Raw genomic sequence first — 20699 nt, 5'->3', positions numbered from 1 at the left:
GTCAATAAGCATGATCGTTCAGTGAAAATAAGCTTTTTTGACTGGGCGAAAGCATGAACTAGTGCTATATTCTTGTGCACTTATCTTAATATAATAATCAGCAACCTATATAGCTGATTATTATCGGAACAATCGAGACTCAGATGGACGATCAATCTTTAAAACAGGCCGCTTTGTATTACCATGAATTTCCTACTCCGGGAAAAATCAGTGTGACACCTAGCAAGCAGCTCGTTAACCAACGAGATCTAGCGCTTGCATATTCTCCTGGTGTTGCAGCCCCGTGTTTGGAAATCGAACGAGACCCTTCTGCTGCTGCCAAATATACAGCACGTGGTAATCTGGTCGCCGTCGTGAGTAATGGTACAGCTGTACTGGGTTTAGGGAATATTGGTCCTTTAGCATCAAAACCTGTCATGGAAGGTAAAGGCGTCCTTTTCAAAAAGTTCGCTGGTGTGGACGTATTTGATATTGAGATCGCGGAAAATGATCCTGATAAAATCGTTGATATCGTTGCTGCGTTAGAACCAACATTTGGTGGTATCAACCTAGAAGATATCAAAGCACCTGAATGTTTCTATATCGAGAAAAAGCTTCGTGAACGCATGAAAATTCCTGTGTTCCATGATGACCAACACGGCACCAGTATTATTGTAGGTTCAGCATTATTAAATGCTTTGCAAATCGTAAATAAGAAAATTGATGAAATCAAAATTGTAGCGTCTGGTGCAGGTGCTGCGGCATTGTCTTGCTTAGATTTACTTTGTGCTCTTGGTGTGAATAAAGCCAACATCACTGTTGCTGATTCTCGCGGTCTTCTCACCACTTCACGCGAAGGGCTGGATGAGTCGAAAAAGCGTTACGTACAAGATATTGCAGCAACACAATTGCATGAAGTCATTGCTGGTGCGGATATGTTCTTGGGTCTTTCGGCAGCGGGTATTTTAACCAAAGAAATGGTTAAAGAAATGGCTGAGAATCCAATCATCTTTGCACTTGCAAACCCAGATCCAGAAATCTTGCCTGAACATGCACATGAAGTACGTCCAGATGTCATTATGGCGACAGGTCGTTCGGACTATCCAAACCAAGTTAATAATGCGCTTTGCTTCCCGTATATCTTCCGTGGCGCACTTGATGTGGGTGCTACCACCATCAATGAAGAAATGAAAATTGCATGTGTACATGCGATTGCACGTATGGCGCACGTAGAAGCCGACGCTGCTACTTATGGTGAAAAATCAGTATCATTTGGTCGTGATTACTTGATCCCTGGCCCTCTTGATCAGCGCTTGATTTTAGAAATCGCACCTGCGGTCGCTAAAGCAGCAATGGATTCTGGTGTTGCAACACGTCCAATTGAAGATTTCTCTGCATATCGCCAAAGACTTTCTGAGTTCGTGTATAACTCAGCGTTCTTGATGAAACCAATTTTTGCACAAGCGAAAACTGACCCTAAACGTATTGCATACGCTGAAGGTGAAGACGAGCGCGTATTACGTGCAGTACAAATCGCAGTTGATGAAGGTTTGGCTAAACCAATTTTAGTCGGCCGTACCACGGTAATTGAAGCAAATATCAAAAAATTAGGTCTACGTTTACAACATGGCGTTAACATCGAGATCGTTGATCAAGAAAAAAATCCTCAATATGAGGAATTTTGGAAAGATTACTACCAAACCATGCAACGCAAAGGTGTGACCGTAGAATACGCTCAACGTGAAACACGTCGTCGCTCGACACTCATTGCAGCTTTATTGGTTAAATTTGGTCAAGCCGATGGTATGCTCTGTGGTACTTATGCAAGCTACGATATCCATTTAGATTTCGTTAAAAATGTCATTGGTTTAAAAGAAGGTCGCAGCACATTCTTTACCCTAAATGCGTTGATGCTTGAAGATCGCAATTTGTTTATTGCTGACACTTATGTGAATACCAACCCAACAGCTGAACAGCTTGCTGAAATGACCATTTTAGCTGCGGAAGAAGTTCGCCGTTTTGGCATTACGCCACGTGTAGCACTACTTTCGCATTCAAGCTTTGGTAGCGACCAACTGGATTCTAGCGCTCAAAAAATGCGTGAAGTCTATCGCTTACTTACAGAACAAGCACCTGAATTAGAAGTTGAAGGTGAAATGCATGGCGATGCAGCACTAGACGAAAACATTCGTCACTTTGCTTTCCCAAATTCACGTTACAAAGGTTCAGCTAATCTATTGATCATGCCAAACCTAGACTCAGCAAATATTTCTTTTAATTTATTAAAAGCGACCTCTGGGAATAATGTAACGATTGGGCCGATTTTATTAGGTGCTGCAAAACCAGTTCATATCCTCACCCCAACAGCAACAACACGCCGTCTAATCAACATGACTGCATTGACTGTTGCTGAAATTCAACAAAGTGAAAACTAGCCATTGTAAGCAAAGCTTTTGCTGAAAAGCTTTGCTTAGTGCTTGAGAAAACCTCTATTCTGTAGCATGATTGTGTGAAGAATAGAGGTTTTTTCATGCAAGTTTATTTAGTAGGCGGTGCTGTTCGAGATCATTTACTTGGGCATCCCTATCACGAAAAAGATTATGTTGTTGTTGGCGCAACGCCAGAACAATTACTCGCGGAAGGTTATCAACCTGTTGGCAAAGACTTCCCTGTATTTCTACATCCCAAAACAAAAGAAGAATACGCACTCGCACGCACAGAACGTAAATCTGGAGTTGGTTATCATGGTTTCCAATGTTTTACAGACACTAGTGTTAAGTTAGAAGAAGATTTAATCCGCCGCGACCTTACCATCAATGCCATGGCAATGGATGAACAAGGCAAAGTTTATGACCCCTATGGCGGACAAAAAGATCTAGACCAAAAAATTCTGCGCCATGTTTCTGATGCTTTTACTGAAGACCCATTACGAGTACTTCGAGTGGCCCGTTTTGCTGCTCGTTATGCTGCATATGACTTTAAAATTGCTGATGAAACACTACAACTCATGCAAAATATTGCTCAATCAGGCGAATTAAGCACCCTTACACCAGAACGCGTCTGGAAAGAAACTTCTCGGGCGTTAATGGAAGATCATGCAGATGTATATTTTCAGATCCTAAAAGACTGTAACGCTTTAAAGGTCCTGTTTCCTGAACTCGATGCCCTGTTTGGGGTACCACAGCGCCCTGAATACCATCCTGAAATAGATTGTGGTATTCATACACTTATGGCACTTAAACAAGCATGTCAGGCGAATTACGCTTTGGATGTCCGCTTCTCAGTACTGGTCCACGACTTAGGCAAAGCACTCACCCCTATTGAAGAGTTACCAAGACACATCATGCATGAAGAACGCGGTATACAACCCGTGACTGAGGTTTGTGATCGCTTAAAAGTTCCAACCTATCTTAAAAATTTAGCGCTAACCGTTTGTAAAGAACATTTGAAATGCCATCAAGTCAAAAATCTAAAACCAGGAACTTTATGGCGTTTGTTACAGCGCTTGGATGTTCTACGTAGACCCGATAAAGCCAGAGCTTTTGTTCAAGCATGTGAATGCGATGCGAAAGGACGTTTGGGTTTAGAACAGCGCCCATACCCTCAGGCAAAATACATGTTAGATGCAATGGAAATCGTCAGAAACATTCGAGCTCAAGATTTACCTGAACATATTCAAGGTCCTGAAATTGGCGAAATGTTGATTCAATACCGTATTGAGGCATTAGCAAAATTTAAAGAACAGCATGAAGAATAAACCTGTTTAGCACGCCATCGTTGTGCTACGAAACAATTTAAAATTTATATTAGAACCTTTCATAACCCTGCATATTTCTCCTGTAGAGAGAATGAGGAACGATTGAAGTTCCGCAAGGGATCTATGAAAGAAGTCTATTATTTAGTCAACAATACTGGATCTTCAATGCTATAACCCGTTTCAAAAGGGATACCGAGGTATTTGACTGTCACAAGCATCGTATTACTGTGCGGCACTTTATAGACTTTCGATATATTTAACCCTTGCTTGTAAGTGTCAGCTTTCTGCAATGTACTTTTTAAACCTAAGCTTTTTACCCGATATTGATATGACCATTTATCAATAGATTCTTGTGGGTCATACCATGCTTTTGCCGTACCTTTTTTATTGGTTAATATTTGAATGCGAACATTACTGTTGTGTATAGCTTGAAGTGATATTAAACGCTTCTGAATTTTCTTAATTTCTATATCAAATTGCCTACTATCTTGATCATAATCAATTAGCTTAGTTTTGGGATTGATATAGAGCGAACGAACTTGAATGAGTTTAGTCGGATTAGCACTATTTAATTGATAATAATAGAGTTGAGGCAAACGTCCCCGACCATCTTCAAAATGTCGCATAAGATAAATCTTTTGGGCTTTTCGATCTAATCCTAGAACTTCAATATGCTGTGGTCCGCCAACTGTTGCATAAACAGGCAGGGATAAACAGGACAAAAAAAGTGTACTGAACAAAATTCCTGATCTAGCTGTAGACATATCTAACTCCAAAGCAATCAATATATTTAAGCCCAATATATTGAGTTTTTAATGAAGATGATGTTAATTTTTTCTACTTCACGCTTTTATTATTATGAGATTGAAAATTTCTTTGGTGATATGTTCTGGTAGTGGTTTATCTAAAATGAATTTTTTGTTTCCAATAAAAAACCCAGCCAAAATAATGACTGGGTTTTTATAACTTTTACTTATTCAGTAAAAATTATTGAGCAGCAGCAGCTTGAGCAGCAGCAACTTCGTCAGCAAAGCTCATTTCAGCTTTCTTCTCAATACCTTCGCCTACTTCGAAACGAACGAATTGAGCAACAACTGTACCAGTCGCTTTCAATACATCAGCAACTTTTTTGTCGTTGTCGATTACATACATTTGACGATCAAGTGCAACTTCGTTCAAATATTTTTCAATTGAACCAGTTACCATTTTCTCAACGATGTTCGCAGGCTTACCAGATTCTAATGCTTTCGCTTCAGCAATTTCTTTCTCTTTAGCGATTAAGTCAGCAGAAACAGCTTCAGCATTTACAGCAACTGGATTGAATGCAGCTACGTGCATAGCAATACCTTTACCTGTATCAGCATCACCTGTGTAAGAAACAACTACACCGATTTTTAAACCGTGCTTGTAAACAGCCAAGTTTTCGCCTTCAACAATTTGAGCACGACGAACTTGGATGTTTTCACCAATTTTTTGAACAAGTGCAACACGTGATTCTTCTACTGTAGCGCCGTCTTCAAGCTTAAGTTCAGCAATTTTTGCAGCGTCAGTTTCGCCAGCAGCAAGTGCAGCAGCAGCAACTTTATCAGAAAAGTTTTTGAAGTTTTCGTCTTTAGCAACGAAGTCAGTCTGACAGTTAACTTCAACAAGAATCGCTTTGTTACCGTTTTGAATGATCGTGATCGCACCATCAGCAGCAATGTTGCCTGCTTTTTTAGCAGCTTTTGCTTGACCTGATTTACGAAGGTTATCAATCGCAAGTTCGATGTCACCGCCCGCTTCTGTTAATGCTTTTTTACATTCCATCATCGCAAGACCAGTACGGTCACGTAATTCTTTTACCATGCTCGCAGTAACTGCAGTCATGTTGATCTCCTAAAATCGGTAGAAAATAAATCTGTTCAACAAAAACGGCCCAAAGAAACTCTGGGCCGTTTGCAATCTCGACGCTTTAATTTGCCACCATTACATGTCGCAAAAATGACAAGCTTGCGTCAAAACGCATTAAGCCTCAGAAGCATCTTTTGCAGCGTCATCGCCTTTTGCTTGTGCATTTGCTTGTGATTGAGCATATTCTTTACCAGCAAGAATCGCATCAGCCATAGCAGAAGCATACAAAGTTACTGCACGGATCGCATCGTCATTACCCGGGATAACGTAATCAACGTGATCTGGGTTAGAGTTTGTATCAACGATACCGATTACAGGAATACCTAAGTTTTTCGCTTCTTTGATTGCAATCGCTTCGTGATCAACGTCGATTACAAATAATGCGTCAGGTAAACCACCCATGTTTTTAACGCCGCCTAAAGCACGTTCAAGTTTTTCCATCTCGCGAGTACGTTCTAAAGCTTCACGTTTAGTAAGCTTAGCAAAAGTACCGTCTTGAGATTGAGTTTGAAGATCTTTTAAACGGTTGATAGATTGGCGAAGTGTTTTCCAGTTCGTCAACATACCACCTAACCAGCGGTGATCTACATATGGTTGACCAGCGCGTTGAGCTTGTTCACGGATGATGTTAGAAGCAGCTCGTTTTGTACCAACGAATAATACTTTGTTCTTTTTGCTCGCAAGGTTATTCACAAAGTTCAATGCATCATTTAACGCAGGAACAGTATGCTCAAGGTTAATGATGTGAATTTTGTTACGCGCGCCAAAAATGTATTGACGCATTTTTGGGTTCCAGAAACGAGTTTGGTGACCAAAGTGTGCGCCTGCTTGAAGAAGGTCGCGCATGCTTACGTTGTAATCTGCCATTTTCTATACCTTAAGATTTGGGTTAGGCCTCCATATATCCGCATTCTCCACCTATTGCTAGGCACCCAGAGTAATGTGACGATATATGTGCGGATTTTGTACGACTATTTATTATACACTTTCGCAATACCTCGCATTAAGAAAGATAGTCACGAAAAGCAATTGATAAAATAGGCGGCTATTTATACCATAGTCACTTGCGAATTACCAAAAGTTTTTAGAGATCATGAATACAACTTATACAGCTCCTCGCCGATTAATCAAAACTCCCGATGAAATTGAAAAGATGCGCGTTGCAGGGAAACTGGCAGCTGAAGTTTTAGACATGATTAAGCCTTATATTAAGGCGGGTGTGAGTACACTAGAACTCGACACAATTTGTCATGATCATATTGTCAACATTCAGCAAGCCATTCCTGCTTGTTTAGGCTATGGTGCAGCACCAGGGCGTCCTGCTTTCCAACATACTATCTGCACATCTGTAAACCATGTCGTATGTCATGGTATTCCATCCGAAGCTAAAACGCTTAAAAATGGCGACATCCTTAATATTGATGTGACTGTGATTAAAGATGGCTATCACGGCGATACCAATATGATGTATGTCGTCGGTGGAGAGACTTCTATTCTTGCAAATCGCCTTTGTAAAGTTGCACAAGAAGCGATGTATCGTGGTATGGCAACTGTTAAAGATGGATCATATCTTGGCGATGTTGGACACGCGATTCAACAATACGTTGAGTCTGAACGTTTCAGTGTCGTTCGTGAGTATTGCGGTCATGGTATCGGTAATGTCTTCCATGATGAGCCACAAGTTCTGCACTATGGCCAAAAAGGCACAGGTATGCGCCTTGAAGCTGGCATGACCTTTACGATCGAACCAATGGTCAATGCAGGCGTTTGGCAAACCAAATTATTAGGTGATAAATGGACAGTTGTAACCAAAGACCATAAATTATCTGCACAATACGAGCATACGATTTTAGTCACACAGACAGGGATTGAGGTTTTAACTGCACGCCCTGAAGAAGATTTATCTCGTTTTATGTAATTGATTCTCTATCTTTAAGCACCTATCAAAAAAGCTATTTCGGTAGCTTTTTTCATCTCCACAATTTCTTCATCAATTTATCTAAACAAAACAAAATATTTCATAAGCACAACAATTATAAAATTTAACTAAACACACCATTCATAAAAAAGAGTTATGTTGGGCGCAAGAAAAATCCTTACAAACTTTTGGACATGGAGTCCCATGATGATGAAAAAGTCATTCACTTTCCTTATAACGGGGCTTTGCACCCTACCTACTCTTACTTTTGCAGACTCACCTTATTTTAGTCTTAAAGATGGTGATGGATTTAAACGTTTCTCTGTGTCCGCAGGTTGGTTACATGCGATGCCTCAAGGTTCAGCAAATCCAATCAACATTAATACTAGTATTGCTGAAGGAACCCAATCAAAGGTTGGATCAGTTTCTAAACAAGCTGTACTGGACGCTGCAGATCGAGACTCCAACAAAGCACTCTATGATGCAATCAAAATACAGCCATTAGATCCCGTACCTGGAGCATTAACTGGAACTGCAACTGTAAATGGTCTCTCAAATTGGAAAAGTCAGGGTACTGGCTTGGAAGCAGATAATGTCGACACTGTTGGTCTCATGTTTAATTACAATTTCACCGACAATCTCTCATTAGAGGTCAAAGCAGGCATTCCTCCAAAAGTTGATATCAAAGGGAAAGGAGATATTTATGCTCCTTTAAGTGGAAAAGCCGATACAGCTTTAGGTTCTATCGGTCTAAAACAAGATCTTCATATCACTGATTTAACTCAAGGTGATAAAGCAGCTTCCGCACGCGCATGGCTACCAGCAGTCGAACTCCATTACCAGTTTGGTAAAACAGGTGTCAACAAATTCCGCCCTTATGTAGGGGCTGGCGTGATGTATGCTTACTTTAATTCATTAAAAATTAATCCTGCGATTGAATCTGATCTTATTGCGGCTGGTCATATGATTCAAAATATTCATGATGATAAAGCGGGTGCAGCATTAGATGGCAAGAAATCATCTGCTGATCCTGTTGTTAAACTCAAAGCAACGGATACTTTTGCACCGATCGTCACGATAGGCGCAACTTATGATTTCAAACCAAACTGGTTTGCTGTCGGTTCAGTCTCTTATTCAAAAATGAATAATGAAGCAAAAATCTATGTCACTGACCGCAATACAGGCAAAGAGTTAATCCGCGCCAATACCAAAATTGATATTGATCCACTGATCACCTATTTAGGTGTGGGCTATCGCTTCTAAATTTTATTTTTTTCAAAAGCAGCTTCGGCTGCTTTTTTTTATTTTCGCCACCTTTTAAACCACTGTGCATAGAATTTCCGCACCAATTGCAAACAGCTTATTCATGATTGTCTAACCAAATTTTTTAATTCAATACCAAATAATTCAGCCTCCAACTTTCAAAAATGAACCAAAACCTAAATATAAATCCAAATACTTTTTTACAATTAATATTTTAATTTATTCATTTGGTTAATTATTTTTTATGGCATGGCCCTTGCATTATGACTAACGCGGTGGATCAAAGATGATTCACAAAAGAGTTTGTCGACGGCCAACGATGTCCGTTCTGTTCGCTTTGCTTATGCAGATACTCTGCTTTGCAAAAAATTACGTTCAGTTCAGGAGAAGTTTATGTCTTCAAAAATGAATTTAGATGCAAAAAAAGCCACTGAAATAAAATTATTTAGCTTTGCTACTCCTGCAATGCGCGCATTCCACATGACATGGCTGGCGTTCTTTGTCTGCTTCTTCGCATGGTTTGCCTGCGCTCCGCTGATGCCTGTCATTGCTGGGGAATTTAATTTAACCAAATCACAAATCGCCAATATCAATATTGCTGCTGTGGCAATTACCATTCTGATTCGTCTTATTGTTGGTCCATTGTGCGATAAATATGGTCCACGTAAAACTTATACAGCCCTACTCTTACTGGGAAGTATTCCTGTCTTCGGCGTTGCCGCAGCAAATACCTATGAATCCTTTCTATTCTTTCGTCTATTAATTGGAGCGATTGGTGCAAGCTTCGTTATTACTCAATACCATACCAGTGTCATGTTTGCACCGAATGTTGTCGGTACGGCAAATGCGGCCGCTGCTGGTTGGGGTAATGCGGGTGGTGGTGCAACCCAAGCGATCATGCCACTCATTTTAGGCGCTATCGTCATGTTCGGTGTCGAGCAAGCGATGGGATGGCGTATTGCCCTACTCGTTCCTGGCATTATGATGCTCATCGTTGGTGTCCTTTATTGGAAACTCACTCAAGATAGCCCACAAGGTAATTTTAAGGAATTACGCGAGCAAGGGATTGAAGCTGGAAATAATAAAAAAGGCGGTACTGCGATTCTCATGCAAGCCGCTCGTAACTATCGTGTTTGGGTGTTGTTTACAGCATACGCCGCATGTTTTGGTATCGAAATCTTCATTCATAATATTGCAGCGATGTACTATGTTGACCATTTTAATATGGGCTTAAAAGAAGCTGGACTGACAGCAGGTATCTTCGGTCTATTGGCATTATTTGCGCGTGCATTGGGTGGTATTGTTTCTGACAAAGTGGCTATGAACAAAGGTTTAGATGGTCGTACACGAATTTTATTCTTACTGATCTTAGGCGAAGGTCTATTCCTGATCGTTTTCTCACAAATGAATACCGTCATGCTTGCCGTACTCGCTATGACAGTTTTTGCACTATTTACACATATGGCCTGTGGCGCAACCTATGCTTTGGTTCCATTTATCGACCGTGATGCACTCGGTGGCGTAGCAGGCATCATTGGTGCAGGTGGAAATGTCGGCGCAGTTGCGGCTGGTTTCTTACTAAAAGGTCTACTCGATATCCAAACCTGTCTCATGATTCTAGGCTGTCTCGTGACTGTTGCTGCCTTTAGTGTGGTGCTGATTCGTTTCTCAGTCGAACACAAGGAAAAAGAAAAAGAATTGTTTGAACAAGCATTACTTGAACGTAATTCTGCTGCTTAACCAAACATGAAATAGAGGAGATGAAATTAAATTTATCTCCTCCTCACCCAATCAAACTCAAATTATTAATTTAAGGGGAATTAGATGAAAATCATTTCAATGTCATTACTCACGCTTAGCTGTTTTGCAGCATTCAATACTTCAGCAAACAATGATTTTATCAACAACACCAAGTTTACGCTTGATAGCCGTCTACGCTTTGAGATGGTTGATCAAGACAATCCTTTAAAGAAAGCGGAAGCAACCACCTTACGTATCCGCCCTGCACTACAAACAGGAACATGGCAAGGTTTAAGTCTATTTGCTCAAGGTGAAGCAACGATTGAACTGAATAAAAAGTTTAATAGTACTCGGAATAACGAAACTCAATACAGTGTGGTACCTGATCCAGAAAACCTAGACATCAATCAATTATTTTTAAATTACAGCAATCCTAAATTCGATGCTCGCCTAGGTCGCCAAGTCATTAACTTAGATAACCAACGGTTTATTGGCTCTGTAGGTTGGCGTCAAAATGAACAAAGCTATGATGCAGTTAGTTTAAACCTAAAACCAACTCAATCATTACAGTTGTACTATGCTTATATTGATCAGGTAAATACGATTTTTGGGAGTGAGGATCCCAAACCCATTGCATTGATCGCACAAGATGGTGAACAAGACAGTCAAATTCATTTGGCACAAATCAAATACAACTACAGCCCACAACTCAATGCTGTACTGTATGGCTATTTTATTGATTTCGAAGACCTAAATGCTTGGTCCAACCAAACCTACGGCTTACGTTTAACAGGTAAGCAAAATAACTTCCGTTATGCTGTCGAATACGCCAAACAGCAGGATTATGCAGATCAACCTGTAACATATGATGCTGATTATTATGCTGTTGAGCTCGGTTATCAAATATCAGGCAAAACCCCAGTGGGTGAAGTTGCAATCGGCTATGAAGTACTTACTAGCGACAACGGCAAAATTGCATTTCAAACACCACTGGCAACAAAACATAAGTTTAATGGTTGGACAGATCTATTTCTAAATACGCCAGCAAATGGCTTACGCGATATATATATCAGTTCTAGTTTCAACATATTCAGTCAGGGCAAATTAGCGACTGAATTACATCATTACCGCAGTGATGAAAAAGGATTAAATTATGGACAAGAGTTTGCACTTTCTTATACTCAACCACTTCCCCTCAAGGGCTTATCGGGATTAGCTAAATTTTCTCATTATCAAGCTGAAGATTTTGGTGTCAATACTGAAAAACTTTGGTTACAACTGGATTATAAATACTAAAACTTTATTTCTAATGAAAATTCATCTACTTAACTGTGTTTGCATGAAATCATAGAGAAACTGTCATCAAATTTTCAAATTTGGATGATTTAATAAAAAATAAAAAAGTCATAAAAGTGCAAAAGCTTGTTGATCGAGTGGATCAACAAGCTTTTTTATTAAACAAAATAAAAGACTGTTCTAAAACAGTCTTTTATCGTACTACGACAAAGTCTAAATAATTCTATTGCTGACCTTTCGGTAACGGAATGTATTGGGATTGGACATTATGTTGGATTTTTCGCTCCCCAACTTTGACTTCCAATTGTTGTTGTTTCCCATCACGTTCTACCACCACTTCAATCGAACTTTCTGGCGCCTGTAGAGCGACATAGTTAATCAAATGCGATGCAGAAGAAATTTGTTCATTATTGACTTGAACAATTTTATCTCCACGTTTAACGCCTGCGAGATCAGCTGGACCACCACGTAACACATCAGCGACTAAGACACCGATTGGTTTTGCGGTTAATACATCTTCATCCAAATTATTTGGAATTAAACTAATGCCTAACCAACCACGTACCACACGACCATCTTTCAAAATAGAATTTAAAACTTGCTGACAAACTTTTGCGGGTATCGCAAAACCGATACCAAGCGACCCACCAGATTGAGAGAAAATAGCCGTATTCACACCAATCAGATTACCTGCAACATCAATTAAAGCTCCACCAGAGTTGCCTGGGTTAATCGCAGCATCCGTCTGAATGAAATCTTCGTAAGTGTTAATCCCTAAATCAGAACGACCAGTCGCAGAAATAATCCCTTGTGTAACAGTTTGACCGACACCAAATGGGTTACCGATCGCGAGTACAACATCACCCACTTCATTACCACTGAGTTTAAATGGTAAAACTGGGAGTTTATCCAACTCGATTTTGATTACAGCCAAATCTGTATCAGGATCTGTACCGATCACTTTTGCTTCAGCACGACGACCATCATATAACGCAACAACAATATGTTCTGCTTGAGCAATAACATGATTGTTCGTCAAAATATAACCATCTGCACGAACGATCACCCCCGAACCTAAACTATTTTCATTTTTAGGTTGTTGAGGAATTTGATTGCCAAAAAACTCGCGGAAAACAGGGTCATTCAATAAAGGATGATTAGGTTGTTTTATTTTTTGCGTGGTAAAAATATTTACGACTGCAGGAGCAGCAACTTTTACAGCAGCATTATAAGAAACCACCCCACCCATACGATTTGTATCAACTAAGGGTTCAACCTTTTCTGCTGGCATTTTGACACCATCAGACGCCACAGTCGGTTTCGGCTGATGTGATTTCTGCCAAGCCAGAAAACTAAATATAACGACAATGAGTAATACCCAAGGTAACCATGTAAATGCACGGCGCACGTCTATTATCCTCTAGGCGAAATGATGTTATGAATAAGTTAATTTGTTGAAGAACAGGAAATTTCCATCATTGTAATGTAAATTATTTAAAAGCAACGCAAAAGTTAATTTTTTTTTGTCTAGCTTTAGTTACCTTAGAAAATATGTTTCTATTGACCACAATAAAATGTAAATCATTTGAGGAATCGCATGGCAAATTTGTATGACATTGTGCAATGGTGTAATCAGACTTTAAAAGCAAACGAGTTCAAAGATTATGCACCGAATGGCTTACAGATCGAAGGTAAGCGCGAAGTCCATAAAATAGTATGTGCTGTAACCGCATCAGAAACTGCCATAGATGCAGCAATCGCCCAACAAGCAGACGCATTACTGGTACATCATGGTTATTTTTGGAAAGGTGAAGCCTACCCAATTACAGGCATGCGCGGCAATCGAATCAAAAAACTCATTCAAAATAACATTTCATTGATCGCCTATCACTTGCCTTTAGATGCTCATCCTGATCTTGGAAATAATGCCGCAATTGCTGAGTTAATCGATTTACAAAATTTAGAAGCATTAGACCCAGCAGAAAAACATTCGATTGGTAATATTGCCTATCTAAGCAACCCAATGAGTCCAGCAGAATTCAAAGCCAAGTTACAAGGCATTTTTGACTTTGATATTATCCATTTACAGTGTGATAAAACTACAATTCAGAAAGTAGGCTTCTGTACAGGTGGTGCTCAGGATTTCATAAATAAGGCAGCACAACAAAACTGTGATGCCTATATTTCTGGTGAAATCAGTGAACGTACTTTTTATGAAGCCAAAGAGCTTGGTGTTCACTATTTCGCTTGTGGTCACCATGCCACAGAGCGCTATGGCGTACAACGTTTAGCAAAAGCGATTGCGCATCAGTTCGATATAGAAACTGAATATTTTGAATTGAACAACCCAATTTAGTGACATTGAAATTTCCGATTTTATTTATTGTTTTTAATTCAGTCTTTATTGTATACGGTTGTTTAAAAGGCTGCCCCATTCGCTTTAGAATCATTTACAATAGAGCCACTTAATGTAAAACCCAGCAATAGCAAGGATTGAAACATGACAACCATTACTTTACCTGCGCTTCCATATGGCTATGATGATTTAGCGCCGCATATCACGCGTGAAACTTTAGAATATCATCACGACAAACACCACAATACTTATGTTGTTAATTTAAACAACTTAATCAAAGGGACTGACCTTGAAGGTAAAACTTTAGAGGAAATCATCAAAGCGTCTGCTGGTGATGCTTCTAAAGCTGGTATCTTCAATAACGCTGCTCAAGTATGGAACCACACGTTCTACTGGAACAGCATGAAACCAAATGGTGGTGGTAAACCAACTGGCGCGATTGCAGCTAAAATTGAAGAGGCTTTTGGTAGCTACGAGAAGTTTGCAGAAGAATTTACTGCTGCTGCAACTACTCAATTCGGTTCAGGTTGGGCGTGGTTAGTTGCTGATGAAGTAAATGGTAAATTATCTATTACTAAAACAGCCAATGCAGATACTCCACTTGCTCACGGTCAAATTGCAGTATTAACAATCGACGTTTGGGAGCATGCTTACTACATCGACTTCCGTAACTTACGTCCAAAATACATCGCTACTTTCTTAGAAAGCTTAGTGAACTGGGACTATGCAAATGCAAAACTTGCTGGTCAACCAGCAGGTGTTGAGAAATAACTTTTTATTTCTTGCATAAAAAACTGCCCACATTGGGCAGTTTTTTTATCTCTAGAATCCTAAAAGAATATTTATCAAGCAAACGATTCATTTTATTTACTATTCTTATTGACGCATGAATATTTCATGCCTAAAATGCGCATCAGATTCTCCAATAGCTCAGTCGGTAGAGCGACGGACTGTTAATCCGCAGGTCCCTGGTTCGAGCCCAGGTTGGAGAGCCAAGCTAATCTCCCATAGCTCAGTCGGTAGAGCGACGGACTGTTAATCCGCAGGTCCCTGGTTCGAGCCCAGGTGGGAGAGCCAAGTTTTTATTGGCTCGCTTGACCGTTAGTACCGATATGCATAGAATGCATATCCAGATTCTCCCATAGCTCAGTCGGTAGAGCGACGGACTGTTAATCCGCAGGTCCCTGGTTCGAGCCCAGGTGGGAGAGCCAAGATTCTAAAAACCCACTCATATTTATATGCAGTGGGTTTTTTATTAGCACTTTGATAAGAATATGTCCGAATCAACACAACTCATCTTTTTGCTGATTGGTAGTATAAGCACAGTACTACTACTGATCAGTTACCTGCGCCCTTTTTTCCTAAAACAAAATTACTTCGCCCGTCCAGTCATTACCGCATTCGAATCACAAATGTTCTCTAGGCTTCAACAAGCATTCCCTCACCACAATATACTGGCGCAAGTAGCCTTTAGCGCACTGATTACCAGTAAGCACTACAAGATTCGCAACCGCTTCAATCGCAAGGTTACTGATTTTGTAGTTTTAGACAAAGAAATGAAAGTTGTGGCGATTATTGAACTTGATGATCCAAGTCATATTGGAAAAGAATTAGAAGACCAGAAACGCGATCAAATGTTACTAGAGGCTGGATATCAAGTACAACGATATACCCAAATCCCATCTATAAAGCAGTTACAGATGGATATTCGATAAACTGACAATATCAAAAGTTATCACTCAGCTTTTTCTGTGTGTCCCACATTTTTTTGCTGTTCAAATTTTTTAGCCATTTCTGCTCTTTGCTGATCATATTCTTTCTTGGTTTTTGCATCACTCTTGGCCGCTAAAAAAGCCATTCCTATGATAAAAATTGGAATCAATAATCCCAATCCCATCAATACCCAAGGTACAGATTTCTTCTCAACTGCATTTTGACTCATAGCCGATCCAAAAAATTAACATTTTAAAGTGGCGACACTATAACAAAAAAGAGCCTCTTTATAGAGGCTCTTTTTCAACATCAATTTTTATTGTGCTGGCATATTTTGCTTAATAAATTGGACCAACTCGCCACTTTCATTCGCTGCGAGAATCGCGCCAGTGTGCGATCCATTAACTACAGGATTTGCTGCACTTGGTACAATATCAACAGTCTTTAACTCCACTTTTGTTCCAGAGCTATACATTGCATCGTATAATGCCTGTGTAATTACATAAGGGACATTAGTATCGTATTTACCTTGGATAATATAAATAGGCTTATTCAACTTCTTGGTTGTCGGCTGACTATAATCCGTTAAGAACTTTTGAATAGTTGCATCGTTCTTAAACGCTTCGACATCGATACCTGGATACTCAGAAACTTTAGCCGTCGGATTATCCACGACATAACTTTGAATATCTTGCTTATAAGCCTCTACAATTTCACCTAAACATTCAGTTTTCGCCAACGTTGCTATTTCTTTTGCTTTAGCACTTCCAAATATTCCTTGATAACCAAATGTCGGTTCATAAGAAGTAATCCCTACACCAGTTAGCGCCGCGTAAGATAACAAAGTCGCATAAGTATCAATCGCTGCAGATTGCGGTAAAGTATCAATCGCTTCAGGTGCAACCTCTAAAATAATTTTATCCAGACTAGATGCTGGCGCACCAGCAACCGCCCCTTTATAAGTTGCATCATTATTTGCATATTCAGCAATACCTAATGATGCTTGCCCACCTTGTGATTGGCCCACAGACATCCACGAACCTTGCAACTGTTGGCCATAATATTCTTTAGCCGCTTTAACCGCATACTGTGCTGAACGCGCTTCACTTGGAATATGTAAATAAGGATGTTCTCCCGCTCCACCCAAACCTTCATAATCTGGCGCAACAATCACATAGCCCTGTTCTAGCAAATTCTTTGCAGTATAATTCTTAAAGTTTGGATTTAATGGCGTATTGGTTGGCGCACATTTATCTGCCACACCCAATGTTCCATGCGCCCAAACAACAACACGATAGCCATCTTTTGGTTTTGCAATTTTAGGAAAAAACACTAAAGCAGACGTTTCAACCGTCTTCCCCAGTACATTTGGCATTTTATAGTTCATGACTTTGATTGAACTAGCAGCACTTAAATCACCGAGACCTTCTGATTCATAAGTATAAGAAGTTTCAGAAACAAAAGATTTGTCCTTCTGATTATCTCTTTGATTTGAATCATTATCATCATTACATGCTGATAAAAATAATGCAGAAATAGAGAACGTCATTGCCAAAGCAATATTAGACCGTTTCATAAAAATATCCTTTTAGTCCTTGTTTTATTTTGTGTGCATGAAACTACATGCGACCTTATTAAGGCATAAAAAAAGTGCCCTGCATAGGACACTTTTCAACTAATAAGTCATTTTTAAATCATGAATTCTAAAAAGATTCCAATAAAAATGATCATACCTACCCAACGATTGTGACGGAATGCCCAAAAACAAATCTGTGGATCCCGATCTTTGGTTTTAACTGCTTGATAAATAAAATCAGCCGCAACGACTAATAATGCTGCCAGTCCAAACGGAATTAAGAGATCTTCCAAATAAAGTGCGCCACCGATCAACACCAAACTCACAAGCTGTAATAATCCTATAATTTGTATATCAAATCGACCAAATAAAATTGCGGTAGATTTCACACCAATTTTCAAATCATATTCACGGTCTGTAATTGCATATTGAGTATCATAAGCCACTGTCCAAGCCAAATTTCCGAAATACAAAAGCCAGCAAATTAAATCAGGTGTCTGTCCAACTGCGGTATAAGCCATTGGAATCGACCAAGAAAATGCAGCGCCCAAGAATACCTGAGGTAAATGGGTATAGCGCTTCATAAAAGGATAGATGAAAGCGAGAAATAACGCTCCAAATGACCAATAAAAGGTTTCAATCGGCAAGAAAAATAAAAGACAGGCACTTGCTGCAACCAAACCAAGAAAAACAAAAACAGCTTCTCTCGCTCGAATTTCCCCAGTTGCAAGAGGACGAGCTTTGGTACGCTCAACATGGGCATCCACTTTACGGTCTGCAAAATCATTGATGGCGCAACCTGCAGCTCGCATAAAGAGCACACCAAGTGTCATCACCAACAATATTTTAAAATCAGGGATGCCTTTGGATGCGATCCATAATGCCCACATGGTTGGCCAGAACACCAACTCTGTACCAATCGGCTTATCAAAACGACACAAATAATAATATGCTGCTAAACGCTGTCGCCATGTTGTTTGTTGCACTGTTTCCATGTTGCCCCTTAGAGTCAATGCTGTCGAATAAACTGTTCAAATGCAGGCAAGAATGTTTCCTGTACGATAAATTTGCAACCATGCCACGTATAGCAACTTTGCCGCGTCCAGCCATCCGTGAGATAAATCACGCGACGTTCGCAGGCTGGATTAGTTCGCTGAAATAAAAACCAACCAATTGGCTTATTTCTAATATGTTTAAATAATCGTGCTTTTTTTTGTAAGCTTAAAATAGGAAAAATACTTTTTGCTTTCACCCAAGCCTGCTGTTCTGAACCAAATAAATAAGTTTCTCGAACCCATGCAATATGAGTATGTGGCATTCTCATCCACTGACTATCAGCAAATAATAAGCGTTGATACTGCTCTTTAATTCGTTCAACATGAAATTCCCCAGCACCGAGGTCAGTGAGCTGTTGAGTGAGTGAACCCGATGCATACAACCATTTTTTTAATTCAGGTGGAATATCCCTGCCCTTTATTCTACTTGGTTGTAAATTACGCATGCTCAGCTCACTAAAAACATCGCAATTAGTTTACATGAATTTTTCAATAAAAAAGCCCGCCGAAGCGAGCTTTTTGAATCGGAATGTATTACAAGCTGTAGTACATGTCGAATTCAACTGGGTGAGTTGTCGTGTTAAGACGACGAACATCATCAGTTTTAAGCTCGATGTAAGCATCAAGCATTTCTTTAGTGAATACGCCACCTTTCAACAAGAACTCATGATCCGCTTCAAGTGCTTCAATCGCCATATCTAAGCTGTGCGCCACAGTTGGGATTTTCGCTTCTTCTTCAGGAGGAAGATCGTACAAGTTCTTATCAGCAGCTTCACCTGGGTGAATTTTGTTTTGGATGCCATCAAGACCAGCCATCAACAATGCTGCAAAACCTAAGTATGGGTTCATCATTGGATCAGGGAAACGTGCTTCGATACGCTTACCTTTAGGGTTAGAAACGTATGGAATACGGATAGAAGCTGAACGGTTACGCGCTGAGTAAGCAAGCATAATCGGTGCTTCGTAATGTGGAACTAAACGCTTATACGAGTTTGTAGAAGGGTTAGTAATTGCATTTAACGCACGAGCGTGTTTGATTACACCGCCAATGAAGAATAATGCCATTTCAGACAAACCAGCATATTCATCACCAGCAAACAAGTTCTTGCCATCTTTAGCGATCGACATGTGAACGTGCATACCAGAACCGTTATCACCAACCATTGGTTTAGGCATGAATGTAGCAGTTTTGCCATATTGATGAGCAACGTTCCAAACTGCATATTTGAATTGTTGAACTTCGTCCGCTTTACGAACAAGTGTGTTGAAGCTCACACCAATTTCTAACTGGCAAGATGCAACTTCGTGATGATGTACTTCTACACGACCTGGACCCATGATGTCTTCGATACGTGCACACATTTCAGCACGCATATCTTGATGAGAGTCAACAGGAGGAACTGGGAAGTAACCACCTTTCACACGTGGACGGTGACCAGAGTTACCCGCTTCGAAGTCTTTACCTGTAGACCAAGCAGCTTCTTCAGCGATCAATGTATGGCGAGCACCAGACATATCGATATCCCATTTAACTTCGTCAAAAACGAAGAATTCTGGTTCTGGACCAAAGAATGCAGTATCACCGATACCTGTAGATTTTAAATACTCTTCAGCACGACGAGCAATCGAACGTGGATCACGCTCGTAACCTTGACCAGTAGATGGTTCGATTACGTCACAAGTCACAACAACTGTTGGCTCAGCAAAGAACGGGTCAAGAAAACCAGTTTCAGCGTCTGGACGTAAGATCATGTCAGATGCTTCAATGCCTTTCCAGCCAGCGATTGAAGAACCATCAAACATTTTACCGTCTTCAAATGTATCTTCATCAATCGTATCAGCTGGGTAAGTTACGTGTTGTTCTTTACCTTTGGTATCAGTAAAGCGAAAATCGACCCATTTTGCGCCGCTTTCTTTGATGAGTTGAAGGACCTTGTTCGCCATGCTCATTTGCTCCAATGAATTTTTATGCACTCGTTAAGTGCGTGTTAGTTGTTGGTGTATAAATAGCAATTATCATACCAACAATTCAAAAGCATACCTAAAACATTGAAATTCTTTACAGAAAAAATGATTTAAGCTCCATGTTCAATCTTTATATATCTTGCCCATTATTTGCAAATGCACCATATTTAAACATTTCCATTTTAACGCAT

18 protein-coding genes and 3 tRNA genes are annotated in these 20699 nt (G+C 39.9%); 12 read left to right on the top strand and 9 right to left on the bottom strand.

All coding sequences use genetic code 11. The features are described 5' to 3' along the window. Positions 1 to 143 precede the first annotated feature (143 nt). Both EXE30_RS10640 and EXE30_RS10635 read left to right on the top strand, forming a co-directional pair. Positions 144 to 2414: an NADP-dependent malic enzyme gene (locus EXE30_RS10640; RefSeq protein WP_130162359.1), complete on the top strand. Its 2271-nt coding sequence runs from the start codon at positions 144 to 146 to the stop codon at positions 2412 to 2414. A gap of 95 nt (positions 2415 to 2509) precedes the next feature. Then, on the top strand, positions 2510 to 3736 hold the full coding sequence (locus EXE30_RS10635) for a multifunctional CCA addition/repair protein (RefSeq protein ID WP_130162358.1): 1227 nt from the start codon (positions 2510 to 2512) through the stop codon (positions 3734 to 3736). A gap of 137 nt (positions 3737 to 3873) precedes the next feature. On the opposite strand, the gene EXE30_RS10630 is transcribed toward EXE30_RS10635, so the two are convergent. From EXE30_RS10630 to rpsB, 3 genes are all read right to left on the bottom strand, one after another. After that, positions 3874 to 4500 (bottom strand): aminotransferase, encoded by a 627-nt coding sequence (locus tag EXE30_RS10630; RefSeq protein WP_130162357.1) that lies wholly within the window; start codon positions 4498 to 4500, stop codon positions 3874 to 3876. A 223-nt stretch (positions 4501 to 4723) separates the two neighbouring features. Further along, positions 4724 to 5602, bottom strand: a complete 879-nt coding sequence (gene tsf / locus EXE30_RS10625) for a translation elongation factor Ts (protein ID WP_130162356.1) — start codon at positions 5600 to 5602, stop codon at positions 4724 to 4726. Between the two features lie 138 nt (positions 5603 to 5740). Continuing rightward, the gene (gene rpsB, locus EXE30_RS10620; protein ID WP_130162355.1) at positions 5741 to 6493 is read right to left on the bottom strand and encodes a 30S ribosomal protein S2; all 753 of its coding nucleotides are present in this window, start codon (positions 6491 to 6493) and stop codon (positions 5741 to 5743) included. Positions 6494 to 6719: 226 nt separating this feature from the next. Here rpsB and map point away from each other — a divergent pair, with 226 nt between their 5' ends. From map to EXE30_RS10600, 4 genes are all read left to right on the top strand, one after another. Next, entirely contained in the window at positions 6720 to 7544 is an 825-nt protein-coding gene (map, locus tag EXE30_RS10615) for a type I methionyl aminopeptidase (protein ID WP_130162354.1), read from the top strand. Between the two features lie 207 nt (positions 7545 to 7751). Next, positions 7752 to 8807, top strand: a complete 1056-nt coding sequence (locus EXE30_RS10610) for an OmpW/AlkL family protein (RefSeq protein WP_171457362.1) — start codon at positions 7752 to 7754, stop codon at positions 8805 to 8807. 393 nt (positions 8808 to 9200) lie between these two features. Next, the gene (locus tag EXE30_RS10605; protein WP_130162353.1) at positions 9201 to 10547 is read left to right on the top strand and encodes an MFS transporter; all 1347 of its coding nucleotides are present in this window, start codon (positions 9201 to 9203) and stop codon (positions 10545 to 10547) included. Positions 10548 to 10631: 84 nt separating this feature from the next. Further along, on the top strand, positions 10632 to 11843 hold the full coding sequence (locus EXE30_RS10600; protein WP_130162352.1) for an alginate export family protein: 1212 nt from the start codon (positions 10632 to 10634) through the stop codon (positions 11841 to 11843). A 223-nt stretch (positions 11844 to 12066) separates the two neighbouring features. Here EXE30_RS10600 and EXE30_RS10595 read toward each other — a convergent pair whose 3' ends face one another. Beyond that, positions 12067 to 13251: a trypsin-like peptidase domain-containing protein gene (locus EXE30_RS10595; protein ID WP_130162351.1), complete on the bottom strand. Its 1185-nt coding sequence runs from the start codon at positions 13249 to 13251 to the stop codon at positions 12067 to 12069. Positions 13252 to 13440: 189 nt separating this feature from the next. Between EXE30_RS10595 and EXE30_RS10590 the strand changes: the two genes are divergently transcribed. The 6 genes from EXE30_RS10590 (at position 13441) to EXE30_RS10565 (ending at position 15914) form a co-directional block, all read left to right on the top strand. Then, on the top strand, positions 13441 to 14199 hold the full coding sequence (locus EXE30_RS10590) for a Nif3-like dinuclear metal center hexameric protein (RefSeq protein ID WP_130162350.1): 759 nt from the start codon (positions 13441 to 13443) through the stop codon (positions 14197 to 14199). Between the two features lie 144 nt (positions 14200 to 14343). Further along, a complete protein-coding gene (locus tag EXE30_RS10585; RefSeq protein ID WP_004670542.1) occupies positions 14344 to 14970 on the top strand; it encodes a superoxide dismutase in 627 nt (208 codons plus the stop codon). 148 nt (positions 14971 to 15118) lie between these two features. Continuing rightward, positions 15119 to 15194, top strand: a tRNA-Asn gene (locus EXE30_RS10580). A gap of 6 nt (positions 15195 to 15200) precedes the next feature. Continuing rightward, positions 15201 to 15276: transfer RNA gene (locus EXE30_RS10575), tRNA-Asn, on the top strand. 58 nt (positions 15277 to 15334) lie between these two features. After that, a tRNA-Asn gene (locus EXE30_RS10570) sits at positions 15335 to 15410 on the top strand. A gap of 63 nt (positions 15411 to 15473) precedes the next feature. Beyond that, the gene (locus EXE30_RS10565; protein WP_130162349.1) at positions 15474 to 15914 is read left to right on the top strand and encodes a DUF2726 domain-containing protein; all 441 of its coding nucleotides are present in this window, start codon (positions 15474 to 15476) and stop codon (positions 15912 to 15914) included. A gap of 20 nt (positions 15915 to 15934) precedes the next feature. Here EXE30_RS10565 and EXE30_RS10560 read toward each other — a convergent pair whose 3' ends face one another. The 5 genes from EXE30_RS10560 to glnA all read right to left on the bottom strand — a co-directional run bounded on the left by EXE30_RS10560 (position 15935) and on the right by glnA (position 20493). Further along, on the bottom strand, positions 15935 to 16141 hold the full coding sequence (locus tag EXE30_RS10560) for a hypothetical protein (RefSeq protein WP_130162348.1): 207 nt from the start codon (positions 16139 to 16141) through the stop codon (positions 15935 to 15937). An 87-nt stretch (positions 16142 to 16228) separates the two neighbouring features. Further along, complete coding sequence (locus EXE30_RS10555) at positions 16229 to 17488, bottom strand: alpha/beta hydrolase family protein (RefSeq protein WP_130162347.1); 1260 nt, start codon at positions 17486 to 17488, stop codon at positions 16229 to 16231. A 113-nt stretch (positions 17489 to 17601) separates the two neighbouring features. Next, complete coding sequence (gene ubiA / locus EXE30_RS10550; RefSeq protein ID WP_130162346.1) at positions 17602 to 18483, bottom strand: 4-hydroxybenzoate octaprenyltransferase; 882 nt, start codon at positions 18481 to 18483, stop codon at positions 17602 to 17604. A 14-nt stretch (positions 18484 to 18497) separates the two neighbouring features. Continuing rightward, on the bottom strand, positions 18498 to 18989 hold the full coding sequence (locus EXE30_RS10545) for a chorismate--pyruvate lyase family protein (RefSeq protein WP_130162345.1): 492 nt from the start codon (positions 18987 to 18989) through the stop codon (positions 18498 to 18500). 88 nt (positions 18990 to 19077) lie between these two features. Continuing rightward, a complete protein-coding gene (gene glnA, locus EXE30_RS10540) occupies positions 19078 to 20493 on the bottom strand; it encodes a type I glutamate--ammonia ligase (protein WP_171457361.1) in 1416 nt (471 codons plus the stop codon). Positions 20494 to 20699: the final 206 nt, after the last annotated feature.

Origin of the sequence: Acinetobacter halotolerans, assembly GCF_004208515.1 — a bacterium.
Taxonomy (GTDB): Bacteria; Pseudomonadota; Gammaproteobacteria; order Pseudomonadales; family Moraxellaceae; genus Acinetobacter; species Acinetobacter halotolerans.
The sequence above is the reverse complement of the archived record's forward strand: the minus strand, read 5'-3'. Positions and strand labels throughout refer to the sequence as shown.

Coding starts and splice junctions, on each gene's coding strand:
- EXE30_RS10640 (WP_130162359.1), top strand. CDS start 144: ATGGACGATCAATCTTTAAAACAGGCCGCTTTGTATTACCATGAATTT.
- EXE30_RS10635 (WP_130162358.1), top strand. CDS start 2,510: ATGCAAGTTTATTTAGTAGGCGGTGCTGTTCGAGATCATTTACTTGGG.
- EXE30_RS10630 (WP_130162357.1), bottom strand. CDS start 4,500: ATGTCTACAGCTAGATCAGGAATTTTGTTCAGTACACTTTTTTTGTCC.
- tsf (WP_130162356.1), bottom strand. CDS start 5,602: ATGACTGCAGTTACTGCGAGCATGGTAAAAGAATTACGTGACCGTACT.
- rpsB (WP_130162355.1), bottom strand. CDS start 6,493: ATGGCAGATTACAACGTAAGCATGCGCGACCTTCTTCAAGCAGGCGCA.
- map (WP_130162354.1), top strand. CDS start 6,720: ATGAATACAACTTATACAGCTCCTCGCCGATTAATCAAAACTCCCGAT.
- EXE30_RS10610 (WP_171457362.1), top strand. CDS start 7,752: ATGATGAAAAAGTCATTCACTTTCCTTATAACGGGGCTTTGCACCCTA.
- EXE30_RS10605 (WP_130162353.1), top strand. CDS start 9,201: ATGTCTTCAAAAATGAATTTAGATGCAAAAAAAGCCACTGAAATAAAA.
- EXE30_RS10600 (WP_130162352.1), top strand. CDS start 10,632: ATGAAAATCATTTCAATGTCATTACTCACGCTTAGCTGTTTTGCAGCA.
- EXE30_RS10590 (WP_130162350.1), top strand. CDS start 13,441: ATGGCAAATTTGTATGACATTGTGCAATGGTGTAATCAGACTTTAAAA.
- EXE30_RS10585 (WP_004670542.1), top strand. CDS start 14,344: ATGACAACCATTACTTTACCTGCGCTTCCATATGGCTATGATGATTTA.
- EXE30_RS10565 (WP_130162349.1), top strand. CDS start 15,474: ATGTCCGAATCAACACAACTCATCTTTTTGCTGATTGGTAGTATAAGC.
- EXE30_RS10560 (WP_130162348.1), bottom strand. CDS start 16,141: ATGAGTCAAAATGCAGTTGAGAAGAAATCTGTACCTTGGGTATTGATG.
- EXE30_RS10555 (WP_130162347.1), bottom strand. CDS start 17,488: ATGAAACGGTCTAATATTGCTTTGGCAATGACGTTCTCTATTTCTGCA.
- ubiA (WP_130162346.1), bottom strand. CDS start 18,483: ATGGAAACAGTGCAACAAACAACATGGCGACAGCGTTTAGCAGCATAT.
- EXE30_RS10545 (WP_130162345.1), bottom strand. CDS start 18,989: ATGCGTAATTTACAACCAAGTAGAATAAAGGGCAGGGATATTCCACCT.
- glnA (WP_171457361.1), bottom strand. CDS start 20,493: ATGAGCATGGCGAACAAGGTCCTTCAACTCATCAAAGAAAGCGGCGCA.